The 25513-nt window shown below is 63.4% G+C and carries 25 protein-coding genes; 15 read left to right on the top strand and 10 right to left on the bottom strand.

Annotated features, from left to right (window positions below; translation table 11 throughout):
• Positions 1–34: 34 nt before the first annotated feature.
• Positions 35–658 carry a TadE/TadG family type IV pilus assembly protein gene (locus CK228_RS06610; RefSeq protein ID WP_095771844.1) on the top strand — a complete coding sequence of 208 codons (624 nt, stop codon included), beginning with the start codon at positions 35–37 and terminating at the stop codon, positions 656–658.
• Between the two features lie 6 nt (positions 659–664).
• On the opposite strand, the gene CK228_RS06605 is transcribed toward CK228_RS06610, so the two are convergent.
• Complete coding sequence (locus CK228_RS06605; RefSeq protein ID WP_179295828.1) at positions 665–1588, bottom strand: phosphate/phosphite/phosphonate ABC transporter substrate-binding protein; 924 nt, start codon at positions 1586–1588, stop codon at positions 665–667.
• Positions 1589–1861: 273 nt separating this feature from the next.
• Between CK228_RS06605 and CK228_RS06600 the strand changes: the two genes are divergently transcribed.
• The 9 genes from CK228_RS06600 to CK228_RS06560 all read left to right on the top strand — a co-directional run bounded on the left by CK228_RS06600 (position 1862) and on the right by CK228_RS06560 (position 11560).
• The gene (locus CK228_RS06600; protein ID WP_095787289.1) at positions 1862–3103 is read left to right on the top strand and encodes a phosphopentomutase; all 1242 of its coding nucleotides are present in this window, start codon (positions 1862–1864) and stop codon (positions 3101–3103) included.
• Positions 3096–3986 (top strand): bifunctional DNA-formamidopyrimidine glycosylase/DNA-(apurinic or apyrimidinic site) lyase, encoded by an 891-nt coding sequence (gene mutM, locus CK228_RS06595; RefSeq protein ID WP_095787345.1) that lies wholly within the window; start codon positions 3096–3098, stop codon positions 3984–3986. The genes CK228_RS06600 and mutM overlap by 8 nt, the downstream gene beginning before the upstream one ends.
• A gap of 32 nt (positions 3987–4018) precedes the next feature.
• Positions 4019–4792 (top strand): enoyl-CoA hydratase, encoded by a 774-nt coding sequence (locus CK228_RS06590; RefSeq protein ID WP_095787288.1) that lies wholly within the window; start codon positions 4019–4021, stop codon positions 4790–4792.
• A 181-nt stretch (positions 4793–4973) separates the two neighbouring features.
• On the top strand, positions 4974–5240 hold the full coding sequence (gene rpsT / locus CK228_RS06585) for a 30S ribosomal protein S20 (protein WP_010913342.1): 267 nt from the start codon (positions 4974–4976) through the stop codon (positions 5238–5240).
• An 852-nt stretch (positions 5241–6092) separates the two neighbouring features.
• Positions 6093–7637: a chromosomal replication initiator protein DnaA gene (gene dnaA, locus CK228_RS06580; RefSeq protein ID WP_095787287.1), complete on the top strand. Its 1545-nt coding sequence runs from the start codon at positions 6093–6095 to the stop codon at positions 7635–7637.
• A 306-nt stretch (positions 7638–7943) separates the two neighbouring features.
• On the top strand, positions 7944–9062 hold the full coding sequence (gene dnaN / locus CK228_RS06575; protein ID WP_010913340.1) for a DNA polymerase III subunit beta: 1119 nt from the start codon (positions 7944–7946) through the stop codon (positions 9060–9062).
• 83 nt (positions 9063–9145) lie between these two features.
• On the top strand, positions 9146–10285 hold the full coding sequence (recF, locus tag CK228_RS06570; RefSeq protein WP_095787286.1) for a DNA replication/repair protein RecF: 1140 nt from the start codon (positions 9146–9148) through the stop codon (positions 10283–10285).
• A 31-nt stretch (positions 10286–10316) separates the two neighbouring features.
• A complete protein-coding gene (locus CK228_RS06565; RefSeq protein WP_095787285.1) occupies positions 10317–11069 on the top strand; it encodes a molybdopterin-synthase adenylyltransferase MoeB in 753 nt (250 codons plus the stop codon).
• Between the two features lie 14 nt (positions 11070–11083).
• On the top strand, positions 11084–11560 hold the full coding sequence (locus CK228_RS06560; protein WP_095787344.1) for a GNAT family N-acetyltransferase: 477 nt from the start codon (positions 11084–11086) through the stop codon (positions 11558–11560).
• A gap of 47 nt (positions 11561–11607) precedes the next feature.
• On the opposite strand, the gene CK228_RS06555 is transcribed toward CK228_RS06560, so the two are convergent.
• Complete coding sequence (locus tag CK228_RS06555; RefSeq protein ID WP_019863085.1) at positions 11608–12609, bottom strand: D-glycerate dehydrogenase; 1002 nt, start codon at positions 12607–12609, stop codon at positions 11608–11610.
• A 148-nt stretch (positions 12610–12757) separates the two neighbouring features.
• On the opposite strand from CK228_RS06555, the gene CK228_RS06550 reads away from it, so the two are divergent.
• Complete coding sequence (locus CK228_RS06550) at positions 12758–13318, top strand: SH3 domain-containing protein (RefSeq protein ID WP_095771836.1); 561 nt, start codon at positions 12758–12760, stop codon at positions 13316–13318.
• On the opposite strand, the gene CK228_RS06545 is transcribed toward CK228_RS06550, so the two are convergent.
• Both CK228_RS06545 and irrA read right to left on the bottom strand, forming a co-directional pair.
• Entirely contained in the window at positions 13308–13775 is a 468-nt protein-coding gene (locus CK228_RS06545; protein ID WP_245437980.1) for a DUF4260 domain-containing protein, read from the bottom strand. The two genes, CK228_RS06550 and CK228_RS06545, sit on opposite strands and share 11 nt — an antisense overlap.
• Complete coding sequence (gene irrA / locus CK228_RS06540) at positions 13772–14203, bottom strand: iron response transcriptional regulator IrrA (RefSeq protein WP_010913333.1); 432 nt, start codon at positions 14201–14203, stop codon at positions 13772–13774. Before irrA ends, CK228_RS06545 begins: the two co-directional genes overlap by 4 nt.
• Positions 14204–14445: 242 nt before the next feature.
• Here irrA and fabA point away from each other — a divergent pair, with 242 nt between their 5' ends.
• The 4 genes from fabA to CK228_RS06520 all read left to right on the top strand — a co-directional run bounded on the left by fabA (position 14446) and on the right by CK228_RS06520 (position 18774).
• Positions 14446–14961, top strand: coding sequence for a 3-hydroxyacyl-[acyl-carrier-protein] dehydratase FabA (gene fabA / locus CK228_RS06535; protein WP_095771834.1), 516 nt, complete (start codon positions 14446–14448; stop codon positions 14959–14961).
• 49 nt (positions 14962–15010) lie between these two features.
• Positions 15011–16231: a beta-ketoacyl-ACP synthase I gene (gene fabB, locus CK228_RS06530; protein WP_095787283.1), complete on the top strand. Its 1221-nt coding sequence runs from the start codon at positions 15011–15013 to the stop codon at positions 16229–16231.
• Between the two features lie 31 nt (positions 16232–16262).
• Positions 16263–17066, top strand: a complete 804-nt coding sequence (gene fabI / locus CK228_RS06525) for an enoyl-ACP reductase FabI (protein WP_010913330.1) — start codon at positions 16263–16265, stop codon at positions 17064–17066.
• A gap of 163 nt (positions 17067–17229) precedes the next feature.
• Entirely contained in the window at positions 17230–18774 is a 1545-nt protein-coding gene (locus CK228_RS06520; protein WP_095787282.1) for a bifunctional diguanylate cyclase/phosphodiesterase, read from the top strand.
• A gap of 5 nt (positions 18775–18779) precedes the next feature.
• On the opposite strand, the gene CK228_RS06515 is transcribed toward CK228_RS06520, so the two are convergent.
• The 6 genes from CK228_RS06515 to rbfA form a co-directional block, all read right to left on the bottom strand.
• Entirely contained in the window at positions 18780–19790 is a 1011-nt protein-coding gene (locus CK228_RS06515) for a class I SAM-dependent methyltransferase (protein ID WP_095771831.1), read from the bottom strand.
• A gap of 123 nt (positions 19791–19913) precedes the next feature.
• Positions 19914–22061: a polyribonucleotide nucleotidyltransferase gene (gene pnp / locus CK228_RS06510; RefSeq protein ID WP_095771830.1), complete on the bottom strand. Its 2148-nt coding sequence runs from the start codon at positions 22059–22061 to the stop codon at positions 19914–19916.
• A gap of 408 nt (positions 22062–22469) precedes the next feature.
• Positions 22470–22844, bottom strand: coding sequence for a 30S ribosomal protein S15 (gene rpsO, locus CK228_RS06505; RefSeq protein ID WP_269465810.1), 375 nt, complete (start codon positions 22842–22844; stop codon positions 22470–22472).
• A 78-nt stretch (positions 22845–22922) separates the two neighbouring features.
• Complete coding sequence (corA, locus tag CK228_RS06500) at positions 22923–24017, bottom strand: magnesium/cobalt transporter CorA (protein WP_095787281.1); 1095 nt, start codon at positions 24015–24017, stop codon at positions 22923–22925.
• A gap of 44 nt (positions 24018–24061) precedes the next feature.
• Positions 24062–25039 carry a tRNA pseudouridine(55) synthase TruB gene (gene truB, locus CK228_RS06495; RefSeq protein ID WP_095787280.1) on the bottom strand — a complete coding sequence of 326 codons (978 nt, stop codon included), beginning with the start codon at positions 25037–25039 and terminating at the stop codon, positions 24062–24064.
• On the bottom strand, positions 25039–25494 hold the full coding sequence (gene rbfA / locus CK228_RS06490) for a 30S ribosome-binding factor RbfA (protein ID WP_095787279.1): 456 nt from the start codon (positions 25492–25494) through the stop codon (positions 25039–25041). Before rbfA ends, truB begins: the two co-directional genes overlap by 1 nt.
• Positions 25495–25513: the final 19 nt, after the last annotated feature.

Here is a 25513-nt window from a genome sequence, read left to right as displayed (position 1 = left end):
GTTCAGAACGACCAACAAGAAAAAGGCAAATGCCATGATGCGTGCGGGGGCACATCTGAAAATCTCGGAGTCCTGGAGCAGAGCCATCGGATTCTGGTCTAATCGCAAGGGCATCGCGGCGGTCGAGTTCGCTCTTATCGTTCCGATCCTGCTGGTCTTGTACTTCATGACCATGGAGGCTTCGCAGGCCATCGAGACCAGCAAGAAGGTCAGCCGCATCGGCAGCATGGTTGCCGATCTCGTCACGCAGCAGCCGACCATCGTCAAGACGGATCTCGACGCCATCATGAAAATCGGCACTTCGACCATTCAGCCCTACAACCGATCGACGCCGAACATCACGATCACGGCAATACAGGTCACGACCGACGCAACGCCGCTGGTGAAAGTGGTGTGGTCGCGCAAGGTGGCGGGTGGCGTCTACGGCGTCGGTGCCGCCGCGGGCACGACCACGACGGTTCCGGCAACGCTCAGGGTCGCCGGAACCTTCCTCATCCGCGTCGAGAGCAATCTGGCCTATACACCGATCATCGGCTGGACGACGGACACCCAGCAGAAGCTCGGATTGACCCAATCCCTTACCACCACGATCCCGATGGGCGAGACCTACTACCTGCGTCCGCGCAGAAGCCTGACCATCCCCTGCGGCGATTGCTGAAGCCTTTTACTGCCGGCCGCCATCGGCCGACACCAGGCGCACGATGGCTTGCGCCGTCGCATAGTCTTTTGGGGCCACGGTCAGAAAGCCGCCGGAGTGCTTCGATTCCAGGAGATCGTAGACATCCGGCGTCGTCGATTTGAGGTTGGTGAGGAATACGGTCAGCCGGCGCCTGGCTTCCGGGTCGAGATCGCTGCGCACGGCATGGGGACCGTATCTCAGCAGGCTCGACATCCACACCACCTGGAGAGCCGACGGCGAAAGGCCGGCCGCTTCGAGCCTGGCCTGCGTGCCGCCGGATAGCAGCGGCTGGCCGTCGGCCGCCGCCCTCACCCAGCCGAACGTGGCGTCGGCATGGCCGTCGACAAGCATGGTTTCCGCCGCGGACGCCGTATCGGCACGGATCAAAAACGGGGCATCCTCGGCGATCTCAGCGTGTTCGGCGGCCAGCTCCATCAGCGGCAAAAGCGAGCCCCCGACGCTGTCCGGCGGCGGCATGGCGATCCGGTGCGTCTCCATCGCCGCCAGGCCAGACAGCTTGCCGTCCCGGGTCAACAGCACGGAGCGGATGCCGGCCGCACCATCGGAATCGACCGGAGCCACCAGCGGTTCGATACATCCGCAACGCTGCAGCGCCGTCGCGTAGGCCGTCGCCGAATAGATGGCGTACTCGATCCGGGCGTTGGCCTGCGCCTCGATCAGCGCCGCGTAGTCGCGCGCGACGACAAACTCCACCTTCATGCCAAGCGCGTTGGTAAAGGATTGCGTCAACAGCGCCAGCCCCGGAACAGTGTTGCCGGCGCCGGGCTCGGCGACGATGCCAATGCGGAATGTGCCGATATCATCGCGCCAGTCCGCCCGCGCCGGACCACAGCAGAGCGCGCCGTGCATGACCACGAGGGCAGCATATGTCTTCAGCGCGGCGCTCATGACAAGACCGTCCTGCGTTTCCTTCGATCCATGCCCAAGCCCGTGCGTCGTGCTTTCCATCTCGGATTGTGTCTGTCGTCGTTGCCCCAAACCCGCGCGCACTTGTGGCCGGCATGCCCTCTTGGTTTGTCCATGCCGTAGTCCCAAAACCGCTGCACACTTTCGGTCGACATAGACTGGACTGTCGCGCCAAGCCGTTGCCGTTTGGTTTCCGAATTGCCAATGCCGTCTTGGAACCCTATGTCTGGGCGTCCAAACTGGCAACAATGACCGATGGCGCGCGCTTTCCTCTTCGTCCTGGACTCTTTCGGCATCGGCGGTGCGACCGACGCCGAACGCTATGGCGACGCCGGCGCCAACACGTTTGCGCACATTGCCGAAGCTTGCGCCGAAGGGCGCGCGGATCGCGAGCGGCTTCGGCAAGGGCCGCTGTTTGTCCCGCACATGGCGTCGCTCGGGCTTGGCAAGGCAGCGGAGACGGCGACAGGGTTGGGTTTTGCCCATTTCGGGACGGATCTGGTCGCCAACGCCTTCCATGGCGCGGCGCAGGAAGTTTCGAGCGGCAAGGACACGCCCTCCGGCCACTGGGAGATCGCCGGGCTGCCGGTGCGTTTCGACTGGGGTTACTTCCCGGATACGGTTCCGGCCTTTCCGGCTGATCTGACCGCGGCGATGATCCGCGAGGGCGAGGTGCCAGGTATTCTCGGCAACTGCCATGCGCCGGGCACCGAGATCATCGAACGGTTCGGCGAGGAACACATCCGTACCGGCAAGCCGATCTGTTACACTTCGGTCGACTCGGTCCTGCAGATCGCCGCGCATGAAGTTCATTTCGGGTTGGATCGGCTTTATGAATTCTGTCAGGTGGTGCGCCGGCTGGTTGATCCGCTCAGAATCGGGCGCGTGATCGCACGGCCGTTCGTCGGCGAGACCGCCGCCACCTTCCAGCGGACCTACAATCGCCATGACTATGCCGTGCCACCGCCGGAGCCAACCTTGCTTGACCGGCTGACGGCGCGGGGAAGCCGCGTTATCGCCGTCGGCAAGATCGGTGACATCTTCGCCCATCGCGGGATTTCGGAAGTGCGCAAGGCCGCCGGCAACATGGCCATGTTCGACAAGGCGCTCGGTGCGATGGACGATGCCGGCGACGGCGATCTCGTTTTCGCCAATTTCGTCGATTTCGACACCGAATTCGGCCACCGCCGCGACGTCGCCGGCTATGCCGCCGCGCTCGAGGCCTTCGACCGACGGCTGCCGGAAGCATTCGCCAAGCTGCGGCAGGGCGACCTTCTCATCCTGACGGCCGACCACGGCAACGATCCGACCTGGCGAGGGACCGATCACACGCGTGAACGCATCCCGGTGATCGGCATGGGACCGGATCTGGCAGGTGGCGACATCGGATTGAGAACGACATTCGCCGATATCGGCGAAACCGTCGCCGAACACCTCGGGCTGGTGCCCGGCCGCTACGGCACTTCTTTCCATGCGATGATTGGCGGCCATGCCTGAATTGCCCGAAGTCGAAACGGTCCGGCGTGGCCTGCAGCCGGTCCTGGAAGGCGCCCGTCTGACCGGGGTCGAGGCGCGTCGGCCAGACCTCCGGTTTCCCTTTCCCGAACGGTTTTCGGAAAGGCTGACGGGCAGGACCATCACTGCACTCGGCCGCCGGGCCAAATATCTGACCATGCATGTGCAGGACGGCCCCGTGCTGATCTGCCATCTCGGCATGTCGGGCTCCTTTCGCGTCGAGACCGACGACGACGGTGAGACACCCGGCGTGTTCCACCACGAGCGCTCGAAAAGCACGGCACACGACCATGTGGTGTTCGATGTGGTCGGTGCCGACGGCGCCCGGTCGCGCGTGATCTTCAACGACCCGCGCCGCTTCGGCTTCATGCTGTTTGCGGAAGGATCGCCGGAGACGCATCCGATGCTGGCCGGGCTGGGCGTCGAGCCAACGGGCAACAGGCTGGACGGCGCGCTGCTGGCCTCGTTGCTGCAAGGCCGCGGATCGCCGCTGAAGGCAGCACTTCTTGACCAGAAGCTGATCGCGGGACTTGGCAATATTTATGTCTCGGAGGCGCTTTGGCGCGCCGGCCTGTCGCCCTTGCGCGAGGCGGGCACCATCGCCAAGCCGGGCAAGAAGGCCAGACAACAAAGCGAACGCCTCGCCGAGGCGATCCGCTCGGTCATATCGGATGCCATCGCCGCCGGCGGGTCTTCGCTGCGCGACTACATGCACACCGATGGATCGCTCGGCTATTTCCAGCATTCCTTCGCCGTCTACGACCGTGAGGGCGAGCCCTGCCCGAAGCCCGGCTGCGGCGGCCATATCGAGCGCGTCGTGCAGAGCGGACGCTCGACCTTCTATTGCCGGACGTGTCAGAGCTGAGTTAGACCGGGGTGGAGCGAGGAGAAGCAGCCATGGCCTATGAAACGATCATCACCGAGACGCGCGGCAAGGTCGGACTGGTCACTCTGAACCGGCCAAAGGCGCTCAATGCGCTGAACCTTCAGCTTCTGGCCGAACTGGTCGCGGCCGTGAAGGACTTCGATGCCGACGCCGGCATCGGCGCCGTGGTCATTACAGGTTCCGACAAGGCCTTTGCCGCCGGCGCCGACATCAAGGAAATGCAGGCAATCTCCTTTGCGGACGCCTATCTGCAGGACCTGTTCGGCGGCTGGGAAGACCTGACGCGGGTGCGCAAACCCGTTATCGCCGCGGTGGCCGGCTATGCGCTCGGCGGCGGATGCGAACTGGCAATGATGTGCGACTTCATCATTGCCGCCGACACGGCCAAATTCGGTCAGCCCGAAATCACGCTCGGCGTCATTCCCGGCATGGGCGGGTCGCAACGCCTGACCCGGTTTGTCGGCAAGTCGAAGGCAATGGACATGTGCCTGACCGGACGGATGATGGATGCGGCGGAAGCCGAGCGCTCAGGTCTGGTGTCGCGGGTCGTGCCCGCCGCCGAGCTTGTCGAGGAGGCGGTCAAGGCGGCCGCCAAGATCGCCGACTTCTCGCTGCCGTCGGTGATGATGGCGAAGGAAGCCGTCAACCGTTCCTATGAGACGACGCTGGCCGAGGGATTGCGGTTCGAACGTCGTCTGTTCCATTCGCTTTTCGCGCTCGAAGACCAGAAGGAAGGCATGGCGGCCTTCGCCGAAAAGCGGAAGCCGAATTTCGCCAATCGGTAGAGCCTTGCCGGCCCGCGATCGAAACCCTGTGGCGTCGGCCAAAAAGAACGCCAGGCAGCGTTGACGCGCCGGAAAAGCTGAACTATAAGCCGCACCAACCGAGGCGGCCCTGTGGCTGCCCGTTTGTTTTTTGCGCCCTGCGGCATACCGCGTGCGCCGACCAGATCAGAAGAGAGGCATCATGGCCAACACATCCTCGGCCAAAAAGGCAACGCGCAAGATCGCCCGCCGCGCGGCGATCAACAAGAACCGCCGCTCGCGCGTGCGCACCTATGTCCGCCAGGTCGAAGAGGCGCTCGCCTCCGGTGACAAGGCAGCCGCGCAGGCCGCCTTCAAGGCCGCCGAGCCGGAATTGATGCGTGCCGCAACCAAGGGCGTCATCCACAAGAACACAGCGTCCCGCAAGGTGTCGCGCCTGGCCGCACGGCTCAAGGTGCTGTCGGCCTAACATCGCTATACAGACTAGCTTGTCTAAAACCCGGCCGATCGCGCCGGGTTTTTTTCGTTTGCCGGCAAGTACTTAAAAAGAATGCTCGGAAACGGCGCCTAGGGCGGCTTCCAAGCTTCCAAATGCTTTGCCGGCACATACATGCCCGCCGATGGTTGTCACGCTTAAAAAGCGTCGCCCAGGAAATCCTTGACTGTCAGAAATAAGCAATATTTTTCAGACAGTTAGCAATGGTCATCCACAGCATGTCCACAGCGCTCCAAAGGGACGGGAGGACAACTGGCTGTCAAGCGAATTATTTCAGAATATTTCGTATCGGCCCGGCTTTTTCATATTCGCCGGAAAAGGGTTTGAATCACAATGGCTTTGTCAAAATACGCCGCTGCGGTATGGCGCCCGAAGGCGCCGGAGGTAACCAGATTCCTTAAAAATCCGTTAGACGTGGCCTTGCCCTATCCACAGCGATTTCGGTAATGTCCATCCATCGAAGGGGACGGGCCTCTGGCCCTTAACCCAGCCTGACGCGGCCAGCTTAAATTGGCGGGATTTGCGACGCGGATCAATTCCGCGGACGGCTTTGGTTTGCTCTTTTCGATACGGTAGGGGACTGGCGTAACGAGACATGGCAGGTTGACAGCGCGCCGGCGTTTTTCGCCGGACGATGTTGTATTGCCCTGACATACCCAACGCGGACTGGCTTCCATGGGCCGGCACCGGTTCCCCACGGATTGTGGCGACGTTCATTGCCGGCGGCGGCAACGGGCATCGTAGCGAAGACACAGTCGCTGGAACAAGGATGCAGGAGGCGCGTCCCCGGCGGAAAACAGGTACAGAAAGACAAGGAACTCGATCATGCAGAGCGGCATCGAAAGGGAGCTTACGGGCGACCTCCCATTTCCTGGAACTTTGATCGGAGCAAACGAGATGGCGGTCTCCAGCGACGCGGAACAGAAGTTCGACCGGGTCAAGACCCAGTTGAAGGCGCGTCTGGGAGCTGAAGTCTATTCGAGCTGGTTCGGCCGCATGAAGGTCGCGGAAGCGTCCAAGGGCATTGTCCGCATCTCGGTCCCCACCGCGTTCCTGCGCTCGTGGATCAATGGCCATTACCTCGACCTCATCTCCGAACTGTGGAAGCAGGAGGATGCCGATCTCCTCAAGATCGAGATCGTGGTGCGCACGGCCACTCGTCAGGGGCGCAGCCATGTCGAACCGGAATTGGCGCCGGCGCGCAAGATGACACGGCAGACGCAGACGGCGCTGGCCGCCGGCACCGTAAGCCCCGGCAGGGTCGAACGGCCCCCGGTACCGCGCCCGGGTGCGGCGGTCGAGAGCGAGTTCCGCCATAATGTTCTGGGGTCGCCGCTTGATCCGCGCTACACGTTCGGCTCCTTCATCGAGGGGCCGTCGAACCGGGTGGCGTTCGCCGCCGCCAAGGCCGTGGCGGAATCGCAGTCGAGCGCCGTGCGCTTCAATCCACTATTCCTGCATGCGACCGTCGGGCTCGGCAAGACCCACCTGCTGCAGGCCATCGCGGCGGAATCGCTGAAGCAAAACCCGAAGGCCCGCGTCGTCTATCTCACCGCGGAATATTTCATGTGGCGCTTCGCCACGGCGATCCGCGACAACAACGCGCTGACGCTCAAGGAGCAGCTGCGCGACATCGACCTCCTGATCATCGACGACATGCAGTTCCTGCAGGGCAAGTCGATCCAGCATGAATTCTGCCATTTGATCAACATGCTGCTCGACAGCGCCAAGCAGGTCGTTGTCGCTGCCGACCGGCCGCCGTCGGAGCTGGAATCGCTGGAGCCGCGCGTCCGCTCGCGTCTCAATGGCGGCGTCGCGCTTGAAATGTCGGCGCCCGATTTCGCCATGCGCCTCGGCATGCTCAAGCTGCGCCTGGCCACGGCCAGGGTCGACGACGCATCGCTCGATATTTCCGAAGAGATCCTCAATCACGTCGCCCGCACCGTGACCGGCAGCGGACGCGAACTGGAGGGCGCCTTCAATCAGCTGCTGTTCCGGCAGTCGTTCGAGCCGCAGATCACCATCGACCGCATCGATGAGATCCTCGGCCACATCTATCGCACCGGCGAGCCGAAGCGGGTCCGCATCGAGGACATCCAGCGCATCGTGGCGCGCCACTACAATGTGTCGAAGACCGAATTGCTTTCCAACCGGCGCACGCGCACCATCGTCAAGCCACGGCAGGTCGCGATGTACCTGTCGAAGGTGATGACGCCCCGCTCACTGCCGGAAATCGGACGGCGCTTCGGCGGCCGCGACCACACCACCGTGCTGCACGCCGTGCGCAAGATCGAAGACCTTTCCGGCAATGACAACACGCTGGCACAGGAACTCGAGCTGCTGCGACGGCTGATCAACGATCAGGCCTGATCGGGCCCGGAACAGGCAAGCCGGAACTGCGTTAGAATTCAACGGCTTGCCTGCCCAGCTGTCGGTCCGGAATGGGCTCGCGGCATCGACCGGCGACGATCCAGATTCCGGAATCAGCACACCGGCAGGAGGTCTTCGCGGCGTTTATCCCCAGAAAGCCCGCGCAGCCGGCCCGAACCGGTGTCGCGGGCTTGCGTTTGCTAGCTTTTTCCTGTCAGTTTACGCAGATTCTGAGCCTGTTCAGACCTTTCGCGGGGCGCCGCCAGCCGGAGACCCGCTCATCCTTTCAAGCGAGCCTGTTTCGTCATGCGTGTTATCCTGGAACGGTCAAATCTCCTGAAGTCGCTCAACCACGTCCACCGTGTGGTCGAACGGCGCAACACGATACCGATCCTGTCCAATGTGCTGCTCAGCGCCGAAGGCGCCAGCCTGGAAATGAAGGCCACCGACCTCGACCTGGAGGTGACGGAAGCAACGCCAGCCAAGGTGGAGCGTGGTGGGGCGACGACGGTCCCCGCGCATCTGCTCTACGACATCGTGCGCAAGCTTTCGGACGGCGCCGAGGTGATGCTGAAAACGGACGAGGACGGCAACGCCATGACGGTGACGTCGGGCCGCTCGAGCTTCCGCCTGCAGTGCCTGCCGCAATCCGATTTCCCCGAACTTTCGGCCGGATCGTTCTCGCATATCTTCCGGCTCGACTCGGTTGCCCTGAAGGGGCTGATCGAGAAGACGCAGTTCGCCATTTCCACCGAGGAGACGCGCTATTATCTCAACGGCATCTACCTGCACACGCATGAAGTCGGCGGCAAGCTGAAGCTGCGCTCGGTGGCGACCGACGGCCACCGCCTGGCGCGCGCCGAAATCGACGCGCCAGCAGGTTCCGAAGGCATGCCGGGCATCATCATTCCGCGCAAGACGGTGAGCGAGCTGCAGAAACTGGTCGACGATCCGGATGTCGCCGTGACCACCGAACTATCCGATACCAAGATCCGCTTCACCATCGGCAGCGTGGTCCTGACCTCGAAGCTGATCGACGGCACCTTCCCCGATTATCAGCGGGTCATTCCGACGGGCAACGACAAGAAGCTGATCCTCGACCGCCAGAGCTTTGCCGCTGCGGTCGATCGCGTCTCGACCATTTCCTCCGAACGCGGCCGCGCGGTGAAGCTTTCGATCAGCGAAGGCCAGGTGACGCTTGCGGTCAACAACCCGGATTCCGGCAGCGCCACCGAGGAACTGGCTGCCGATTACTCGTCCGACCCGATCGAGATCGGCTTCAACGCCAAATATCTGCTCGATGTCGCCGCGCAGCTGACCGGCACGGAAGCCAAATTCATGCTGGCCGATGCCGGCTCGCCGACCCTGATCCACGACATGGCCGACGAGACCGCGCTTTACGTGCTGATGCCGATGCGGGTGTAGTCGGCGCTGCATCATCGATCCGGCGCTGCGACAGGACCGGCGGCAAGAACAATGATTGCGGCACTTCTACAGGCGGATAGCGGTTGCCGGCACAGACGCATATAAGTAAGCTTACACTTACTAATTTCCGCAACTATGCGGCGCTGGCGATCGATCTCGCCCCGGGCGCAGTCGTGTTTTCCGGCGACAATGGCGCCGGCAAAACCAACCTGCTCGAAGCGATTTCCTTTCTGACGCCCGGGCGTGGCTTGCGCCGTGCCCTTTACGCCGATGTCGCGCGCGAAGGCGGCGATGGCGGCTTTGCGCTGCATGCCCGGCTCGATGGGCCCGACGGCCGGGTCGAGATCGGCACGGGCGTTTCCGTCGGCGAGGGCGAAGGCGGCAGGCGCGTTCGCATCAACGGCGCGACCGCCCGATCGGCCGAAGACATGCTGGAATGGCTGCGCGTGGTGTGGCTGACGCCGGCCATGGATGCGCTGTTCACCGGACCGGCCGCGGATCGCCGGCGCTTTCTCGACCGGCTGGTTCTGGCGATCGATCCCGGCCACGGCCAGCGTGCGCTCGACTACGAAAAGGCCATGCGCGGCCGTAATCGCCTGCTTACGGATGGATCTCGCGACGATCGCTGGTTCGAGGCGATCGAGACGCAGATGGCCGAAACCGGCGTCGCCATTGCGGCGGCGCGCGCCGAACTGGTGCGCCTGCTCGCCGCCATGATCGACAGGCTGCCCGACACGGGGCCGTTCCCGCAGGCCGACATCAGCCTTTCGGGCGATCTGGAAGCCGAGGTTTCCAGCGCGCCGGCGGTCGATGTCGAGGAGCGGTTCCGCCGCGCGCTCGCCGGTGGACGTGATCGCGATCGTGCCGCGGGACGAACGCTCGAAGGCCCGCACCGTTCCGATCTCCTGGTGCGGCACCGGCCCAAGGCGATGCCGGCCGAGCTTTGTTCGACCGGCGAGCAGAAGGCCTTGCTGGTCGGTATCGTGCTCTCGCACGCACGACTGACCGGCGAGATGTCCGGCATGACGCCGATCCTGCTGCTGGATGAGATCGCCGCCCATCTCGACGGAGGGCGGCGGGCGGCACTGTTCTCGATCCTCGAGGAGTTGAACTGCCAGGCCTTCATGACGGGAACCGATGCCGCGCTGTTCTCCAGCCTCAGGGGGCGTGCGCAATTCCTGACCGTCGACCATGGCACGGTTGGGCCAACCGAAGACGCCTGACAAGGTTTTTCGGCCGCTGTATTGTCCTGACATGACCACTGCGCTCACCGCCGACGAGATCGAACGCTATGCCCGCCACATCGTGCTGCCGGAGGTCGGCGGTGCGGGCCAACAGAAACTCAAGCAAGCGCGCGTCCTGGTGATCGGCGCCGGCGGGCTGGGCGCGCCGGTGCTCGAATACCTTGCGGCGGCCGGCGTCGGCACGCTCGGCATTGTCGACGACGACACCGTGTCGCTCTCCAATCTGCAGCGTCAGGTCATCCACGACACCGATACGGTCGGTAAACTGAAAACCGACAGCGCCAGGGCGGCAATCGCCCGCATCAATCCCAACACCGCGGTCGAGACGCACACGTTCCGGCTGAGCGCCGACAACGCCCCTGCCCTCGTCACCCGCTATGACATCGTGGTCGACGGTTCCGACAATTTCGAGACCCGTTATACGGTGGCCGACGCCTGTGCGAGCGCGCGGAAACCCCTGGTGCATGCCGCCGTTGGCCGCTTCGATGGGTCGGTGACGGTGCTGAAGCCTTTCGAGGTCGGCAAGGATGGCAGGCCTAACCCGGGCTATCGCGATCTCTTTCCCGAAGCGCCACCGCCAGGCCTGGTGCCGTCCTGCGCCGAGGCCGGGGTGCTTGGTGCGCTCACCGGCGTCGTCGGCACGCTGCAGGCGATGGAGGCGATCAAGCTGATCACCGGCATTGGCGAGCCGCTGGTCGGCCGACTGCTGCTCTACGACGCGCTCGCCGCGCGCTTTGAGACGATCCGCTACGCCAGGCGCTGATCTTGGAGCGGACCATGCCCTTCTCCATCGACCGCATTCCGGCCGATTTCGGCCGCTGGGACGAGGTGCTTGCCTTGATCATGCGTGCCTTCGCCTTCATGGACGGCGTCATCGACCCTCCGTCCTCGGCTCACCTGCTCACCATCGACACACTGCGCGACAAGGCCCGGCGGGAGACCGGGTTCGTGGCCATCGATGGCGACAGGATCGTCGGCTGCGTCTTCGCTGAGGAAAGGGCCGACGATCTTTACGTCGGCAAGCTCGCCGTCGCCCCGGACTGCCAGGGGCAAGGCATCGGCCGGCGACTGATGAAGTCGGTCGAACGTCTCGCGCTCGATCGCGGCAAGGCGGCGCTGGAACTGCAGACGCGCATCGAGCTTACCGCCAATCACGCCGCCTTTGCCCGCCTCGGCTTTCACGAGACCGGGCGGACGGCGCATGAGGGCTACGCCAAGCCGACATCGATCACCATGCGCAAGGCCCTTTCGTAAGCCTTGGCTTGCATTTGAAGAACAGGGAGCGCGGCGCCGCGACACCGTCAGGTTCTGAGCGGCAGCACGCGGTCGGGCGGGCGGTGACCGTCAACGAAGGCCCGGATGTTGATGATGACCTTCTCGCCCATGTCGATGCGGCCCTCGAGCGTCGCCGAACCCATATGCGGCAAAAGCACGACCTTGTGCCGGGCAGCAAGCTTGAGCAGCTTGGCATTGAGCGCCGGCTCATGCTCGTAGACGTCGAGGCCGGCGCCGGCGATCTTGCCGTCCTGGATCAGCTTGACCAGCGCTTCCTCGTCGATGATGTCGCCGCGCGCGGTGTTGACGACATAGGCCGTCGGCTGCAGCAGCGCCAAGCGACGTGCCGACAGAAGATGGAAGGTCGCTGGTGTCGACGGACAATTGACGGAGATGATGTCCATGCGGGCCAGCATCTGGTCGAGGCTCTCCCAATAGGTCGCCTCCAGCCCGTCCTCGACCGCCGGCAAAACACGATGGCGGTTGTGATAGTGGATGGACAGGCCGAAAGCCTTGGCCCGGCGCGCGACGGCCGTGCCGATGCGGCCCATGCCGACGATGCCCAGCCGCTTGCCCCAGATGCGCCGGCCAAGCATCCAGGTCGGCGACCAGCCGGCCCATTTCTTGTCGCCGGTGAGCACATTGGCGCCCTCCGCGAGCCGGCGCGGCACCGCCAGCATCAGCGCCATGGTCATGTCGGCGGTGTCTTCGGTCAGCACATTGGGCGTGTTGGTGACGGTGATGCCCCTCTTGGCGGCCGCGGCCACGTCGATCTTGTCGACGCCGTTGCCGAAATTGGCGATCAGCTTGAGGTTGTCGCCGGCCTGGGCGATCAGCGCCGCGTCGATCTGGTCGGTCACCGTCGGCACCAGCACGTCGGCTTCCTTGACCGCGGCGACCAGCTCGGGCTGCGTCATCGGCCTGTCCTCGACATTCAGCCTGGCGTCGAACAGCTCGCGCATGCGGGTCTCGACAGGGTCGGGCAGCTTTCGCGTGATGACCACGAGAGGCTTCTTTTTGCCTACCATTGTTTCCCTCGTTGAGACCTCTTTAACCAAGACCGGCGAAACTGAAAGCCGGTCGCGGTAGCCGATTTACCCATGTAACAAGCGGTGCCGCCGAAGACAAAGAAAAAGGGGCGCCAAGGCCACCGGGCCGGCGCCGAAAGGAACGAAAGTGTCTGGTTTCGCGTCGCTTCGCCTGGCCATCAGCGCAGCATTTCTCGGCGCTCTCCTCTATTCCCCGCTTGCCGTGGCGCAGGGCGCGGCCGCGCCCGCCCAGAGCGCCGTCACGCTCGGGCCGAGCGGCCTGCCGCTGCCGCGATTCGTCAGCCTGAAGTCGGGCCGCGTCAATTCGCGCGTCGGCCCCGGCGCCAACTACTCGGTTGACTGGATGTATATGAAGGCCGGCCTGCCGATGGAGGTCGTCCAGGAATTCGACACGTGGCGCCGCGTGCGCGACGCCGATGGCTCGGAGGGCTGGATCAACCAGTCGCTGCTGTCAGGCCGGCGCACGGCGATCATCGCGCCCTGGCAGCGCGGCAAGGGTGCCCAGATCAACCTTATGAAAAGTCCCGACAAGGATGCCCGTGTGGTGGCGATCGTCGAGCCGGGCGTCATGGGCACGATCAAGTCCTGCGACGGACAGTGGTGCGAAATGACGCTCGACGGCCACACCGGCTGGCTCGCCCAGGCCGCGGTCTGGGGCGCCTATCCCGGCGAGCGGGTCAAGGACTGAGCCCGTCCCGCTTGCGCCCGATGCGGCCGAGGTGGGTGTCCTGAAAACCGGTTGGCAGTTTCAGGCCGTAGCCCAGTGCGCGGTCGATGGCGATGTGGGCGATCCAGATCAGTGCGACCGCGATCGCGACCGCATGACCGGACAGGTACCCGACGAGCAGCAGCAGCACCGGTACGATGAGGATGTGCAGGGCGTTGTAGGCGATGGCGCCGGTGCGCGGCCCGCCGAGATACCCGAACATTGACAGGTCCGGCGCCAGGATGAGCAATCCGAAGAGCCACCAGGAAACGCCTGACCAAGCGTAGAAGACGATCGCAACGGCCGCCACGACAGCCCATTCGAGGCGGATTATCAGGTCGAGGGGCTTCATCCCTGGCAGATTACTCTGGCCTGACGGATTATTCTGGCCTGACAGATCACTGCCGGCCGCACCGATTGTTCTGGCCTCACCGGTCATTCCTGGCGCTTGGGGCGCAGCCTCACCACGATGTCGACATTGGCGATTTCCATGCCCTCGGGCGGATCCGGCAGGTTGGTGACCGTCACCGGACCGTTGGCGATGTCGAAAATCCGGTTTTCGCCTTCGATGTAGAAATGATGGTGGTCGGAGGTGTTGGTGTCGAAATAGGTCTTGGCGCCCTCGACGGCGAGGATGCGCAGCAGCCCCGCCTGGGTGAACTGGTGGAGCGCGTTGTAGACCGTGGCCAGCGACACCGGCACGCCGGCGGCCAGCGCCTCCTCGTGCAGTTCCTCGGCCGAGAGATGGCGATCGCCCTTGGCGAAAAGCAGGTCGGCCAGCGCAATGCGCTGCCGTGTCGGCCTCAGGCCGGCCTCACGTACCCGCTTGTCCACAGCGACATTTTCCTTCCGGCAGCCCCGGTCCATCTGGTCTTCCAAGCCAACAGTCCCGCTTCAAGACACGCCCAGAATGGCAAAAAAATGAATGCCTGCCGAAACCGGACCCCTGTTGACATATATTCGGTCGTCCGAATGCGATCAATAGCGCGCATTGACCCGGGCAGACTGGCGGGTTAAGCGCAAACGCCGGTTTCCGGCCTGAAACAGATTGTGTTAGGACACCAACGACAAGGGCGCGCTACCGCCCGGACGATATGGGGACGAGATTGATGCCGGGTAAATCCAGCTACGACTACGAAGAATTGCTGGCCTGCGCCCGCGGCGAGCTGTTCGGAGAGGGCAATGCCCAGCTGCCCTACCCGCCGATGCTGATGTTCGACCGTATCACCGAGATCAGCGAGACCGGCGGCGCCTTCGACAAGGGCTTTATCCGTGCGGAGTTCGATATCAAGCCGGACCTGTGGTTCTTTGCCTGCCATTTTATCGGCAATCCGATCATGCCAGGGTGCCTCGGCCTGGACGCCTTATGGCAGTTGACCGGCTTCTACCTTGGCTGGCTCGGCGAACCCGGCAAGGGAATGGCGCTGTCGACCGGTGAGGTCAAGTTCAAGGGCATGGTCACGCCATCGGTCAAGAAGGTCGAGTATGGCGTGGATTTCAAGCGTGTCATGCGCGGCCGGTTGGTGCTGGGCATCGCCGATGGCTGGATGAAGGCGGATGGCGAGCCCATATATGCGGCGACGGACCTGAAGGTCGGTCTGTCCAAGCAGTCGGCGGTCGGTTGACCGCACCCTTGGCCGACCCACTGGCCAGCATCCCTGGAAGGAGTTGCGAATGAGACGTGTCGTAGTCACAGGCCTCGGCATCGTGTCGTCGATCGGCAACAATGCCAACGAGGTGCAGACCTCGCTGCATGACGCCAGATCCGGCATCAGCTTTTCCGATTCCTTTGCCGAGCACGGCTTCCGCTGCCAGGTCTGGGGCGCACCGACACTCGACCCCTCGGCCATGATCGATCGCCGCGCGATGCGCTTCCTGAGCCAAGGAGCTGCCTGGAACCACGTCGCCATGGACCAGGCGATCGCCGATGCGGGCCTCGGCGAAAGCGACATCACCAATGAGCGCACCGGTATCGTCATGGGCTCGGGCGGCCCCTCCACCCGCACCATCGTCGAGGCGGCCGAGACCACGCTGAAGAACGGCAGCCCCAAGCGCATCGGCCCCTTCGCGGTGCCGAAGGCGATGTCGTCGACCGCGTCGGCAACGCTGGCCACCTGGTTCAAGATCCACGGCGTCAACTACTCGATCTCGTCGGCCTGCTCGACCTCGGCGCATTGCATCGGCAATGGCTACGAGCTGATCCAGTGGGGCAAGCAGGACATGGTCTTTGCCGGCGGCCACGAGGATCTCGACTGGACGATGTCGGACCTGTTCGACGCCATGGGCGCCATGTCGTCCAAGTTCAACGACAGGGCCTCGGCCGCTTCCCGAGCCTATGACGTCAATCGCGACGGCTTCGTCATCGCCGGCGGCGCCGGCGTGCTGGTGCTGGAAGAACTGGAGCATGCCAAGGCGCGCGGCGCCAAGATCTACGCCGAGATCGTCGGCTACGGCGCGACCTCGGACGGTTTCGACATGGTGGCACCCTCCGGCGAAGGCGCGGTCCGCTGCATGCGCCAGGCGCTGGCGACGGTGTCCACGCCGATCGACTACATCAACACCCACGGCACCTCGACGCCGGTGGGGGATTCCAAGGAAATGGGCGCCATCCGCGAGGTGTTCGGCGAAAAAATGCCGTTCATCACATCGACGAAGTCGCTGACCGGCCATTCGCTGGGCGCGGCCGGCGTTCAGGAATCCATCTATTCGATCCTGATGATGCACGGCGGCTTCATCGGCGAAAGCGCCCATATCGAGACCCTCGACCCCGAATTCGAGGGCATGCCGATCGTGCGCAAGCGCATCGACAACGCCAAGATCGATACCGTCCTGTCAAATTCCTTCGGTTTCGGTGGCACCAACGCAACGCTGATTTTCCAGCGCTATGCCGCATAAGGCCAGCGGTTTTCTAAAAGGATTGCCTGCCATGGACGGATTGATGAAGGGCAAGCGCGGGCTTGTCATGGGTGTCGCCAACGATCATTCGATCGCCTGGGGCATCGCCAAGAAATTGTCCGAACATGGGGCGGAGCTCGCGTTCACCTATCAGGGCGACGCCTTCGGCCGCCGGGTCAAGCCGCTCGCCGACAAGCTCGGCGCCTCGCTGGTCGTTCCCTGCGATGTCGAGGACAGCGCTTCGGTCGCCGCCACGTTCGAGACGCTCGGCAAGGAATGGGGCGGACTGGACTTCGTCGTCCACGCCATCGGCTTTTCCGACAAGAATGAGTTGAAGGGCCTCTACGCCGACACCAGCCGGGACAATTTCGTCCGCACCATGGTGATCTCCTGCTACTCCTTCACCGAAGTGGCGCGCAACGCCGCGGCCCTGATGACGGAAGGCGGCTCGATGATCACGCTGACCTATGCCGGTTCGGTGCGCGTCATGCCGAACTACAATGTCATGGGCGTCGCCAAGGCCGGCCTCGAGGCCAGCGTGCGCTACCTTGCCAACGACTACGGTCCGCGTGGCATCCGGGTGAACGGCATCTCGGCGGGCCCGGTACGCACGCTCGCCGGCGCCGGCATTTCGGACGCCCGTCACATGTTCTCGTACCAGCAGCGCAACTCGCCGCTGCGCCGCACGGTGACCATCGACGAGGTCGGCGGCTCCGCGCTCTATTTGCTGTCCGACCTTGCCTCGGGCGTCACCGGCGAAATCCACTATGTCGATTCCGGCTATCACATCGTCTCCATGCCGACGCTCGACGAGTTGAAGCAGACGGATGGCTAACCGGCCCTTACGGATCAAGGCGCCACGCTTTGGGCAACCGTTTGGAGAAATGGCTCTCTTTCCAGTAAAGAAAATAATCTTCTCCAGTAAAATTGGATACATTCGCGGAAACTCATTTTAAGGGGATTTCCGCTATAGAGTCCCGCAATCTGGGGACCTTTGAATGACTGCCGTCAGCAACCCGAAGCGAACACCGGTGTTCCGACTGCTCACGATAGCGAGTTCGGGCATTGGCAGTTTTGTCCTCGGCATCTGGGGCCTGAAGCACGGCCTCGGCGATGGGTTTGCCGGCATATCGATGGACATGATGGTCGCGATCATGGCTGCGCTTTGCGCGCTGGCGGCGTCGGTGGCGGCCATGTCGTTCTTCGCCGGCGTCGATGAATCGGCGGATTTCGTCTTCAACGAAACCCATTTCGACAAGCTGACCGGACTACTGGCGCGCCCGGCGATGGTCGGCAAGGTCGCCGAGGCGGCATGCGCGACAAGCCGGACCGGAGAACCGGTGTTCCTGATCGACATCGACATCGACCGGTTCAAGCAGATCAACGACGCGATCGGCTATACGCAGGGCGACGAGTTGATCCGCGCCTTCACCAAGCGGCTGCAGACCTGCGTGCCCGCACGCGCCCTGGTCGGGCGTATCGGCGCCGGCGAGTTCGCGGTGCTGCTTGCGGATCATCAGATCCAGGGAACGATGGAAAGCATGGTCGAAAGGCTCATCGACGAAATGATGGAGCCCTATGAACTGAGCACCCATCAGCAATCGGTGAGCCTGTCGGTGGGTATCGTGGCCATGCCCAAGGATGGCGTCGATCCGGTCCTTATCCTGCGCCGCTCCAACCTGGCGCTGCAGAATGCGCGCGCCGGCGGGGTCGGCAACTGGTCGGTGTTCAACAGCGAGATGGGGCGTGTCGCCGATCATCGTCAATGGGTCGAATCCGAACTGCACACCGCTTTCGAGCGCGGAGACTTCGACCTGCACTATCAGCCACAGCTCGACCTGCCGACCGGCCGCATCATCGGCTACGAGGCGCTGATCCGCTGGAACCATCCCGAACGCGGCATGATCCCACCCTTGGAGTTCATCCAGATCGCCGAGGAAACCGGGATGATCCACCCGATCGGCGAATGGGTTCTGCGCAAGGCCTGCAGCGATGCCCGTCATCTGCCGGACGACTGTTTCGTCGCCGTCAACATCTCGCCGGTCCAGTTCATGACCAAGGACTTCGTCGGCATCGTGCGCGACACCATGCGGGCCACCGGCATCAAGCCCTCGCGGCTTGAGCTGGAAGTCACCGAGACGGCGATGATGCAGGACCGCGACCGCGCGGCCGCTATCCTGAAAGAGCTTGCCGAAATGGGCATCTCCGTTGCCGTCGACGATTTCGGCACCGGTTATTCGAACCTCAGCTATCTCATCGACTTCTCATTCGGCAAGCTGAAGATCGACCGTTCCTTCGTCAGCCGCATCGATACCGATTCCAGCTCCGGCGCTGTCGTCTCGACCATTGTCGGGCTTTCGCGCGCGCTCGGCGTCAGCATCATCGCCGAAGGCGTCGAGACCGAGAGCCAGGCGACGCTGTTGCGGGCGGCCGGGTGCGAGGTGGTGCAGGGTTATTTGTTCGGCCGGCCGGCGCCGCTCCAGTTCAGGCTTGGCGACGAGCACGCCACCGACGAGTTCCGGCGCGTCGCCAACCTGCATTGAGCAAGTCAGCGCCGAGCGGAAAACACCTTGAACATGCCGTCGCGGGCAAGCTCCGCGTGGCTGGCAAAGGCGGCCGACAGCACGGGCTCGTAGGGAAGCTGCCGGTTGGCGACCATGAACAGCCTGCCACCGGGCTTCAACGCCTTGGCCGCCGCGCGGATCATGCCGGCGCCGATCTCCGGCTCCGCAGCACGGCTGCGATGAAAGGGCGGGTTCATGGCGACGACGTCGTAACGGCGCTCGACAGGCTCGGCGAGCAGATCCATCCAGAAGAAGCCTTGCGCCACTGTGTTGGCCAAGTTGCCCTTGGCCGCCTCCAGCGCATCGAAATCGGCCTCATAGAGATCGAGACCCGACAGGCCTGACGAGCGGGCAGCCATCTCAGCCGCGACATAACCCCAACCAGCACAGAAATCGGCCGCATTGCCGCGCAGGTCATTGGGCAAATTGTCGACCAGCAGTTTCGAACCCGCATCGACGCGATCGAAGGAGAACATACCAGGTGCGGTGTGGAACCGCTCCTCGATCAGCAAAGCGGGATTGGCGGCGCGAAGCGTGGCTGCGGCCTGCATATCCACAGGGCGGCGCAGCCAGAAGGCGATGCCGTGATATTTCGGCATATGGCCGTCGAGCGGCACGAGCTCGTCGACGCGCTTGCGAAGGCTAGCAATGCCGTCGTCCTTGCCGCCGGCGACGACGACAAGCCCGCCTGGCGCCACGCGCTTGAGGGCCTCGGCGATACGCAGTTCGTTCTGGCCGCGGTGACGGCCCGCGAGCACCAGGGCGGCATCAAATCCGTCCCCCTCGGTTTGCGGCGTGACGGAAAAGCCCGCTGCCTGCAATGCACGGAAATATGGCCGGAAGCCCAGTACGAGATGCAGCGTGGCCTCGAAACCCGACGGCACGCGCAGGCCGGGCTCGGCGCCGAGGAAGAGGATGCGCTCGCCCTTTCGCGGCAAGGCAAGAGCCTCGGCCTCGAAGGGATGGAAAAGTGTCTTCAGCGCTTCAGCGGACATGGAAGTGCTCCCAGAGTCTTACGCAATTCCCAAGGGAAAGCGCCTCATACTTTCCTGGAACCGCTCCAAACGAAAACGGGCGCGACATAAGCCGCGCCCGCTTCGATTTTTCCGTCAGATCGCTCAGGCGGCGTCTTCTTCGCCTTCGGCCTTCTTGTCGCGCACGATTTCCTTGCCGGTGGCCTGGTCGACGACCTTCATCGACAGGCGGACCTTGCCGCGCTCGTCGAAGCCCATCAGCTTGACCCAGACCTTGTCGCCTTCCTTGACGACGTCGGAGGTCTTGGCGACGCGCTCGTTGGCGAGCTGCGAGATGTGGACGAGGCCATCACGCGGACCGAAGAAGTTGACGAAGGCGCCGAAGTCGGCGGTCTTGACGACCGTGCCTTCGTAGATTTCGCCGACTTCCGGCTCGGCGACGATGGTGTGGATCCACTTCTTCGCCGCTTCGATCTCCTTGGCGTTCGAAGAAGCGATCTTCACCGTGCCGTCGTCCTCGATGTTGATCTTGGCGCCGGTCTTCTCGACGATCTCGCGGATGACTTTGCCGCCCGAACCGATGACGTCGCGGATCTTGTCGGTCGGGATGTGCATGACCTCGATGCGCGGCGCGAATTCGCCGAGTTCGGGGCGGGCGCCAGTCAGGGCATGAGCCATTTCGCCGAGGATATGCTGGCGGCCGTCCTTGGCCTGATCCAGCGCGATCTTCATGATCTCCTCGGTGATGCCCTCGATCTTGATGTCCATCTGCAGCGAGGTGATGCCGTTGGCGGTGCCGGCGACCTTGAAGTCCATGTCGCCGAGGTGATCCTCGTCGCCCAGGATGTCGGAAAGCACGGCGAAGCGCTCGCCTTCCTTGATCAGGCCCATGGCGATACCGGCAACCGGCTTGGCCAGCGGCACGCCGGCATCCATCAGCGCCAGCGAGGTGCCACAGACGGTGGCCATCGAGGACGAGCCGTTGGACTCGGTGATCTCCGAGACGACGCGCAGCGTGTAGGGGAACTGGTCAGCGCTCGGCAGCATCGGACGGATGGCGCGCCAGGCGAGCTTGCCGTGGCCGATTTCGCGGCGGCCCGGCGAACCCATGCGGCCGGTCTCACCGACGGAATAGGGAGGGAAGTTGTAGTGAAGGAGGAACTTCTCCTTGTACATGCCGGTCAGCGAATCGACATACTGCTCGTCTTCGCCGGTGCCGAGCGTGGCAACGACCAGCGCCTGGGTCTCGCCACGGGTGAACAGCGCCGAACCATGGGTGCGCGGCAGGACGCCGACTTCGGAAACGATCTTGCGGACCGTCTTCAGGTCGCGGCCATCGATGCGCGAGCCGGTGTCGAGGATGTTCCAGCGCACGACCTTGGCCTGCAGTTCCTTGAACACCGAGCCGATCTGCTCGGAGGTGTACTTGGCCTCTTCGCCTTCGGCCGGAGCAAAGGCTGCCTTGACCTTCGCCTTGACGGCGTCGACGGCGGCATAGCGCTGCTGCTTGTCGGTAATCTTGTAAGCCTCACGAAGCTCGTCGCCGACGATCTTCAGCATCTCGGCTTCGAGCGCGGAATAATCCGGCGCGGTGAAGTCGCGTGGCTCCTTGGCGGCAACTTCGGCCAGCTTGATGATGGCGTCGATGACGGGCTGGAAGCCCTTGTGGCCGAACATGACAGCGCCGAGCATCAGCTCTTCGCCAAGTTCCTTGGCTTCCGACTCAACCATCAGCACGGCGTCGGCGGTGCCGGCGACGACGAGGTCGAGCTTGGATTCCTGCATTTCGTCGATGTGCGGGTTGAGGACGTATTCGCCGTTGATGTAGCCGACGCGCGCACCGCCGACCGGGCCCATGAAGGGAACGCCCGACAGGGTCAGAGCGGCCGAGGTGGCTACGATCGACAGGATGTCCGGATCATTCTCGAGGTCATGCTGGACGACCGTGACGACGATCTGCGTGTCGTTCTTGTAGCCGTCGGCGAAGAGCGGACGGATCGGGCGGTCGATGAGGCGCGAAACCAGCGTTTCCTTTTCGCTCGGACGGCCTTCCCGCTTGAAATAGCCGCCCGGGATCTTGCCGGCGGCATAGGTCTTTTCCTGGTAGTTGACGGTCAGCGGAAAGAAATCGAGGCCAGGCTTGGGCTCCTTCATCGAAACGACGGTGGCCAGAACCTTGGTCTCGCCGTAGGTGGCGAGCACAGCGCCGTCAGCCTGACGGGCGATCTTGCCGGTTTCGAGGATGAGCGGGCGACCGCCCCATTCGATTTCCACTTTGTGCTGATTGAACATGTCTTGTCCTTTGTATGAGGAAGGGCCGCGCCGTTTCAGCGTGCGCGGGTGCCCTTTCTTCTGGCTTCCTTTCTCGGGCAGCCACGGGCAAGACAACGGGAGGCTCGGGTCTGTCGGCACGGTGGCCATACGAGCGTCCTGCAATCCTGCCCCATGACCGTCCATGGGCGGCTCCGAGTGGCCCTCTGCACGCTCGAAGCCGGATATGGCCAATCGATCGATCGGCCTGCGCATGACCCCGAAACCCACGGCTTACGGAACGCGTCATGCGCAATTCAACTTTTCGGAGCGTCCGTCCGGCATCCCGATGGGCTGCGCGGCGCTCCAGTCCTGCATTCGAGATCGGATTGGTCCGGTGCTCGAATGCGCGACCGGCGGACTCCTTGAGGGAGCCCGCCGGTCAATTCGTCAACGGCGCAGACCGAGCTTCTCGATCAGTGTCTGATAGCGCGCGTCGTCCTTGCGCTTGAGGTAATCAAGCAGGCTGCGGCGCTGGGACACGAGAGCGAGCAGACCACGGCGGGAATGGTTATCCTTCTTGTGGTCCTTGAAATGGTCGGTCAGGTTCTTGATGCGCTCGGAAAGGATGGCCACCTGGACTTCCGGAGACCCGGTATCGCCCTTGGCGGTCGCGAATTCACCCATCAATTCCTTCTTGCGCTCGGCAGTAATCGACATCGTGTTTTTCCTTATCTGTTTGAGGAAACGGGTCGCCCTCAGCCGGGATGTCGTCCAGCAGGGGCCGGTGCAAGCAAAGCGTCGTGGCGCTATGCTGCGGCGCATATAGTGCAATTCCCGGCAAAACACCAGCCCAATTCACCAAGCCGGCTTTTCAGCCCCAAATGCCCGGTTTTATCGGCGTCAGAGCCATTTCTTCCATTTGAAGAAGGCAATCAAGCCGACCGCGACAAGCAGCATGAAGACGAGTGCCGCCGGATAGCCATAGTAAGACCGCAGCTCCGGCATGTTCCATGGCGAGGTATCGGGACTGAAATTCATGCCCCAGACGCCGACCAGGAAGGTGAGCGGCATGAAGATGACCGAGACGATGGTGAGATAGCTGATGACGTCGTTGGTGCGCGCCTGGCTCAGCGACAGATGCATCTCGATCAGCCCGGTCAGCATGTCGCGCTGGGTCTCGACCAGTTCGATCAGCCTGAGTGAGTGGTCGAGCGTGTCATTGAGGAAGACCTTGGTCTCGGCTCCAACATAGGGCACGTCGTTGCGGATCAGCGTCGCCAATGCATCGCGCATCGGCCACAGCACGCCCTTCAGCACGTTGGCGTCGCGCCGCAATTCGTGCAGTTGCCGCATCTGATGCTTGTGCGGCGAATGCAGCATCTCATCCTCGATGCCGTCGACCAGGTCGCCGGCCGCCTCGATCGGCGGGAAATAGCTGTCGACGATGGCGTCGATCAACGCGTAGGCCAGATAGTCGGCGCCGCGCGTGCGCAAGCGGTTGGGCGCCGAACTCTCGATGCGCTTGCGCACCGGGTCGAACGGATCGCCCTCGCGCTCCTGAAAAGTGACGACGAAGTTCTCTCCGACGAAGACGGCGATCTGCTCGTAGCGATGCGCGGTGACATCGTCGATCATGCGCACGACGACGAAGGCATGATCCTCGAAGAAGTCGACCTTGGGCCGCTGGCCGGTGTTGACGACATCCTCCAGCGCCAGCGGATGCAGGCTGAAGATGCGGCCGATCTCCTTGATCAGCTGGATGTTGGCGAGGCCGGTGCAGTCGAGCCAGATCACCGGCCATTTGTGGCAATTGGCCTCGACATCGTCGATGCTGGCATTGTCGATGGTCTTGAACTTCTGCGGCGAGATCAAGGTCAGCCGCAATTCGGAGCGTCGCGCCGCCGGATCGGCGATCAGCGTGCCCGGCGAAGCGCCTACCGGCGGCCGCCTCATCTTTACAGGCGCCCGCTTCTTCACCGCCTCGGCCTTTGCCATGTGCCCCTCGAGCGTAGAGTCGATGTGAAGTTAGCCGAGAGCCGTCAACCGGCAAAGACCCGCTTGGGCTTGAACATGCCTTGTTCGATCGCGCCGATGGCCACCAGCTTGCCGCGAGCCGTCGCGCAGGCTTCCTCGGCCTCGACAGGCGCATCGCGGCCGCGAATGATGACCGGATTGCCGAGGCGGATCTTGGTCGCCGCATCGTCGCTGATGGCGATCTGCGGCAGGCAGTCGAGAGCCGCCGACGTGTCGACAAGAAGCGCGTCGATCGCGCCGAAGTCCACCGGCACGTCAATCGCATCGGCGTCGTCGGCAGGCTCCGGCTTGTCCTCGCCTTGCACACCGAAACGGGCCGCTTCCAGCTCGGCGATGGTGACGAAATCCTCCGATGTAAACGGCTCGACCTCGACCCGGCGCAAATTGCTGATATGGCCGAAGCAGCCGAGATCGCGGCCCATGTCACGGGCCAGGGAACGCACATAGGTGCCCTTGCCGCATTCGACCTCGAAAACGGTATGGTCGGCGTGGTGTTCGACCACGTCGAGGCGGCCGATCTCGATCTCGCGCGCGGGAATATCGACTGTCTCACCTTCGCGGGCGAGGTCGTAGGCGCGTTCGCCCGCGATCTTGATGGCCGAAAATTGCGGCGGCGTCTGCATGATGACGCCGGTGTATTTCGGCAGCAGCGCCTTGACCTCGGTCTCCGCCGGACGCAGGTCTGAACTCTTCGTCACCGGTCCTTCAAGGTCGTCGGTCGAGCGCTCCTGCCCCCAGGCGACGGTGAAGCGGTAGATCTTGGCGCCATCCTGCACATAGGGGACGGTCTTGGTGGCTTCACCGAGCGCGATCGGCAGCATGCCGGAGGCCAACGGATCGAGCGTGCCGGCATGACCGGCCTTTTCCGCCTGGAACAGCCATTTGATCTTGGACACGGCCTCGGTCGAGCCCATGCCCACGGGCTTGTCCAGCACCACCCAGCCGGAGACCGGCCGGCCCTTCTTCTTGCCGCGGCGCCCCATTATTCGCTGTCCCTGTCGTCTTTGGCCTTGTCGTCTCTGGCCCTGTCGTCTCTGGTCTTGTCGTCGTCCGCATCGAGATCGCGCGCCACTTCAGGCGACTTCAGCAGATCGTTGATCCTGGCGAAATTGTCGAAGGAGGTGTCGAGCTTGAAGCGGAACTCCGGCATGAACTTCATCTGCCGCAGAGCGCCGGAGACACGGCCGCGGACGAATTTCGCATGCCTGTTCAACGCCTCCACAACAGCATTCGCGTCCTTGGCGCCAAGCGGCGAAACGAAAGCGGTGGCAACCCTCAGGTCGGGCGACATGCGCACTTCCGAGACCGACACAACGGTATTTTCGATCAGCGGATCGATGATCTCCCCGCGCTGCAACGTTTCGGACAGCGCGTGGCGCACCTGTTCGGCAACGCGCAGCATACGCTGGGACGGGCTGGATGTGGTTGGACGGGGCATTTTTCTCAATCCTGAAAGC

The sequence above is a fragment of the Mesorhizobium sp. WSM4312 genome, assembly GCF_002294875.1.
Classification (GTDB): domain Bacteria; phylum Pseudomonadota; class Alphaproteobacteria; order Rhizobiales; family Rhizobiaceae; genus Mesorhizobium.
Note: the sequence above shows the minus strand (reverse complement) of the source record. Positions and strands in the feature narration are given on the sequence as shown.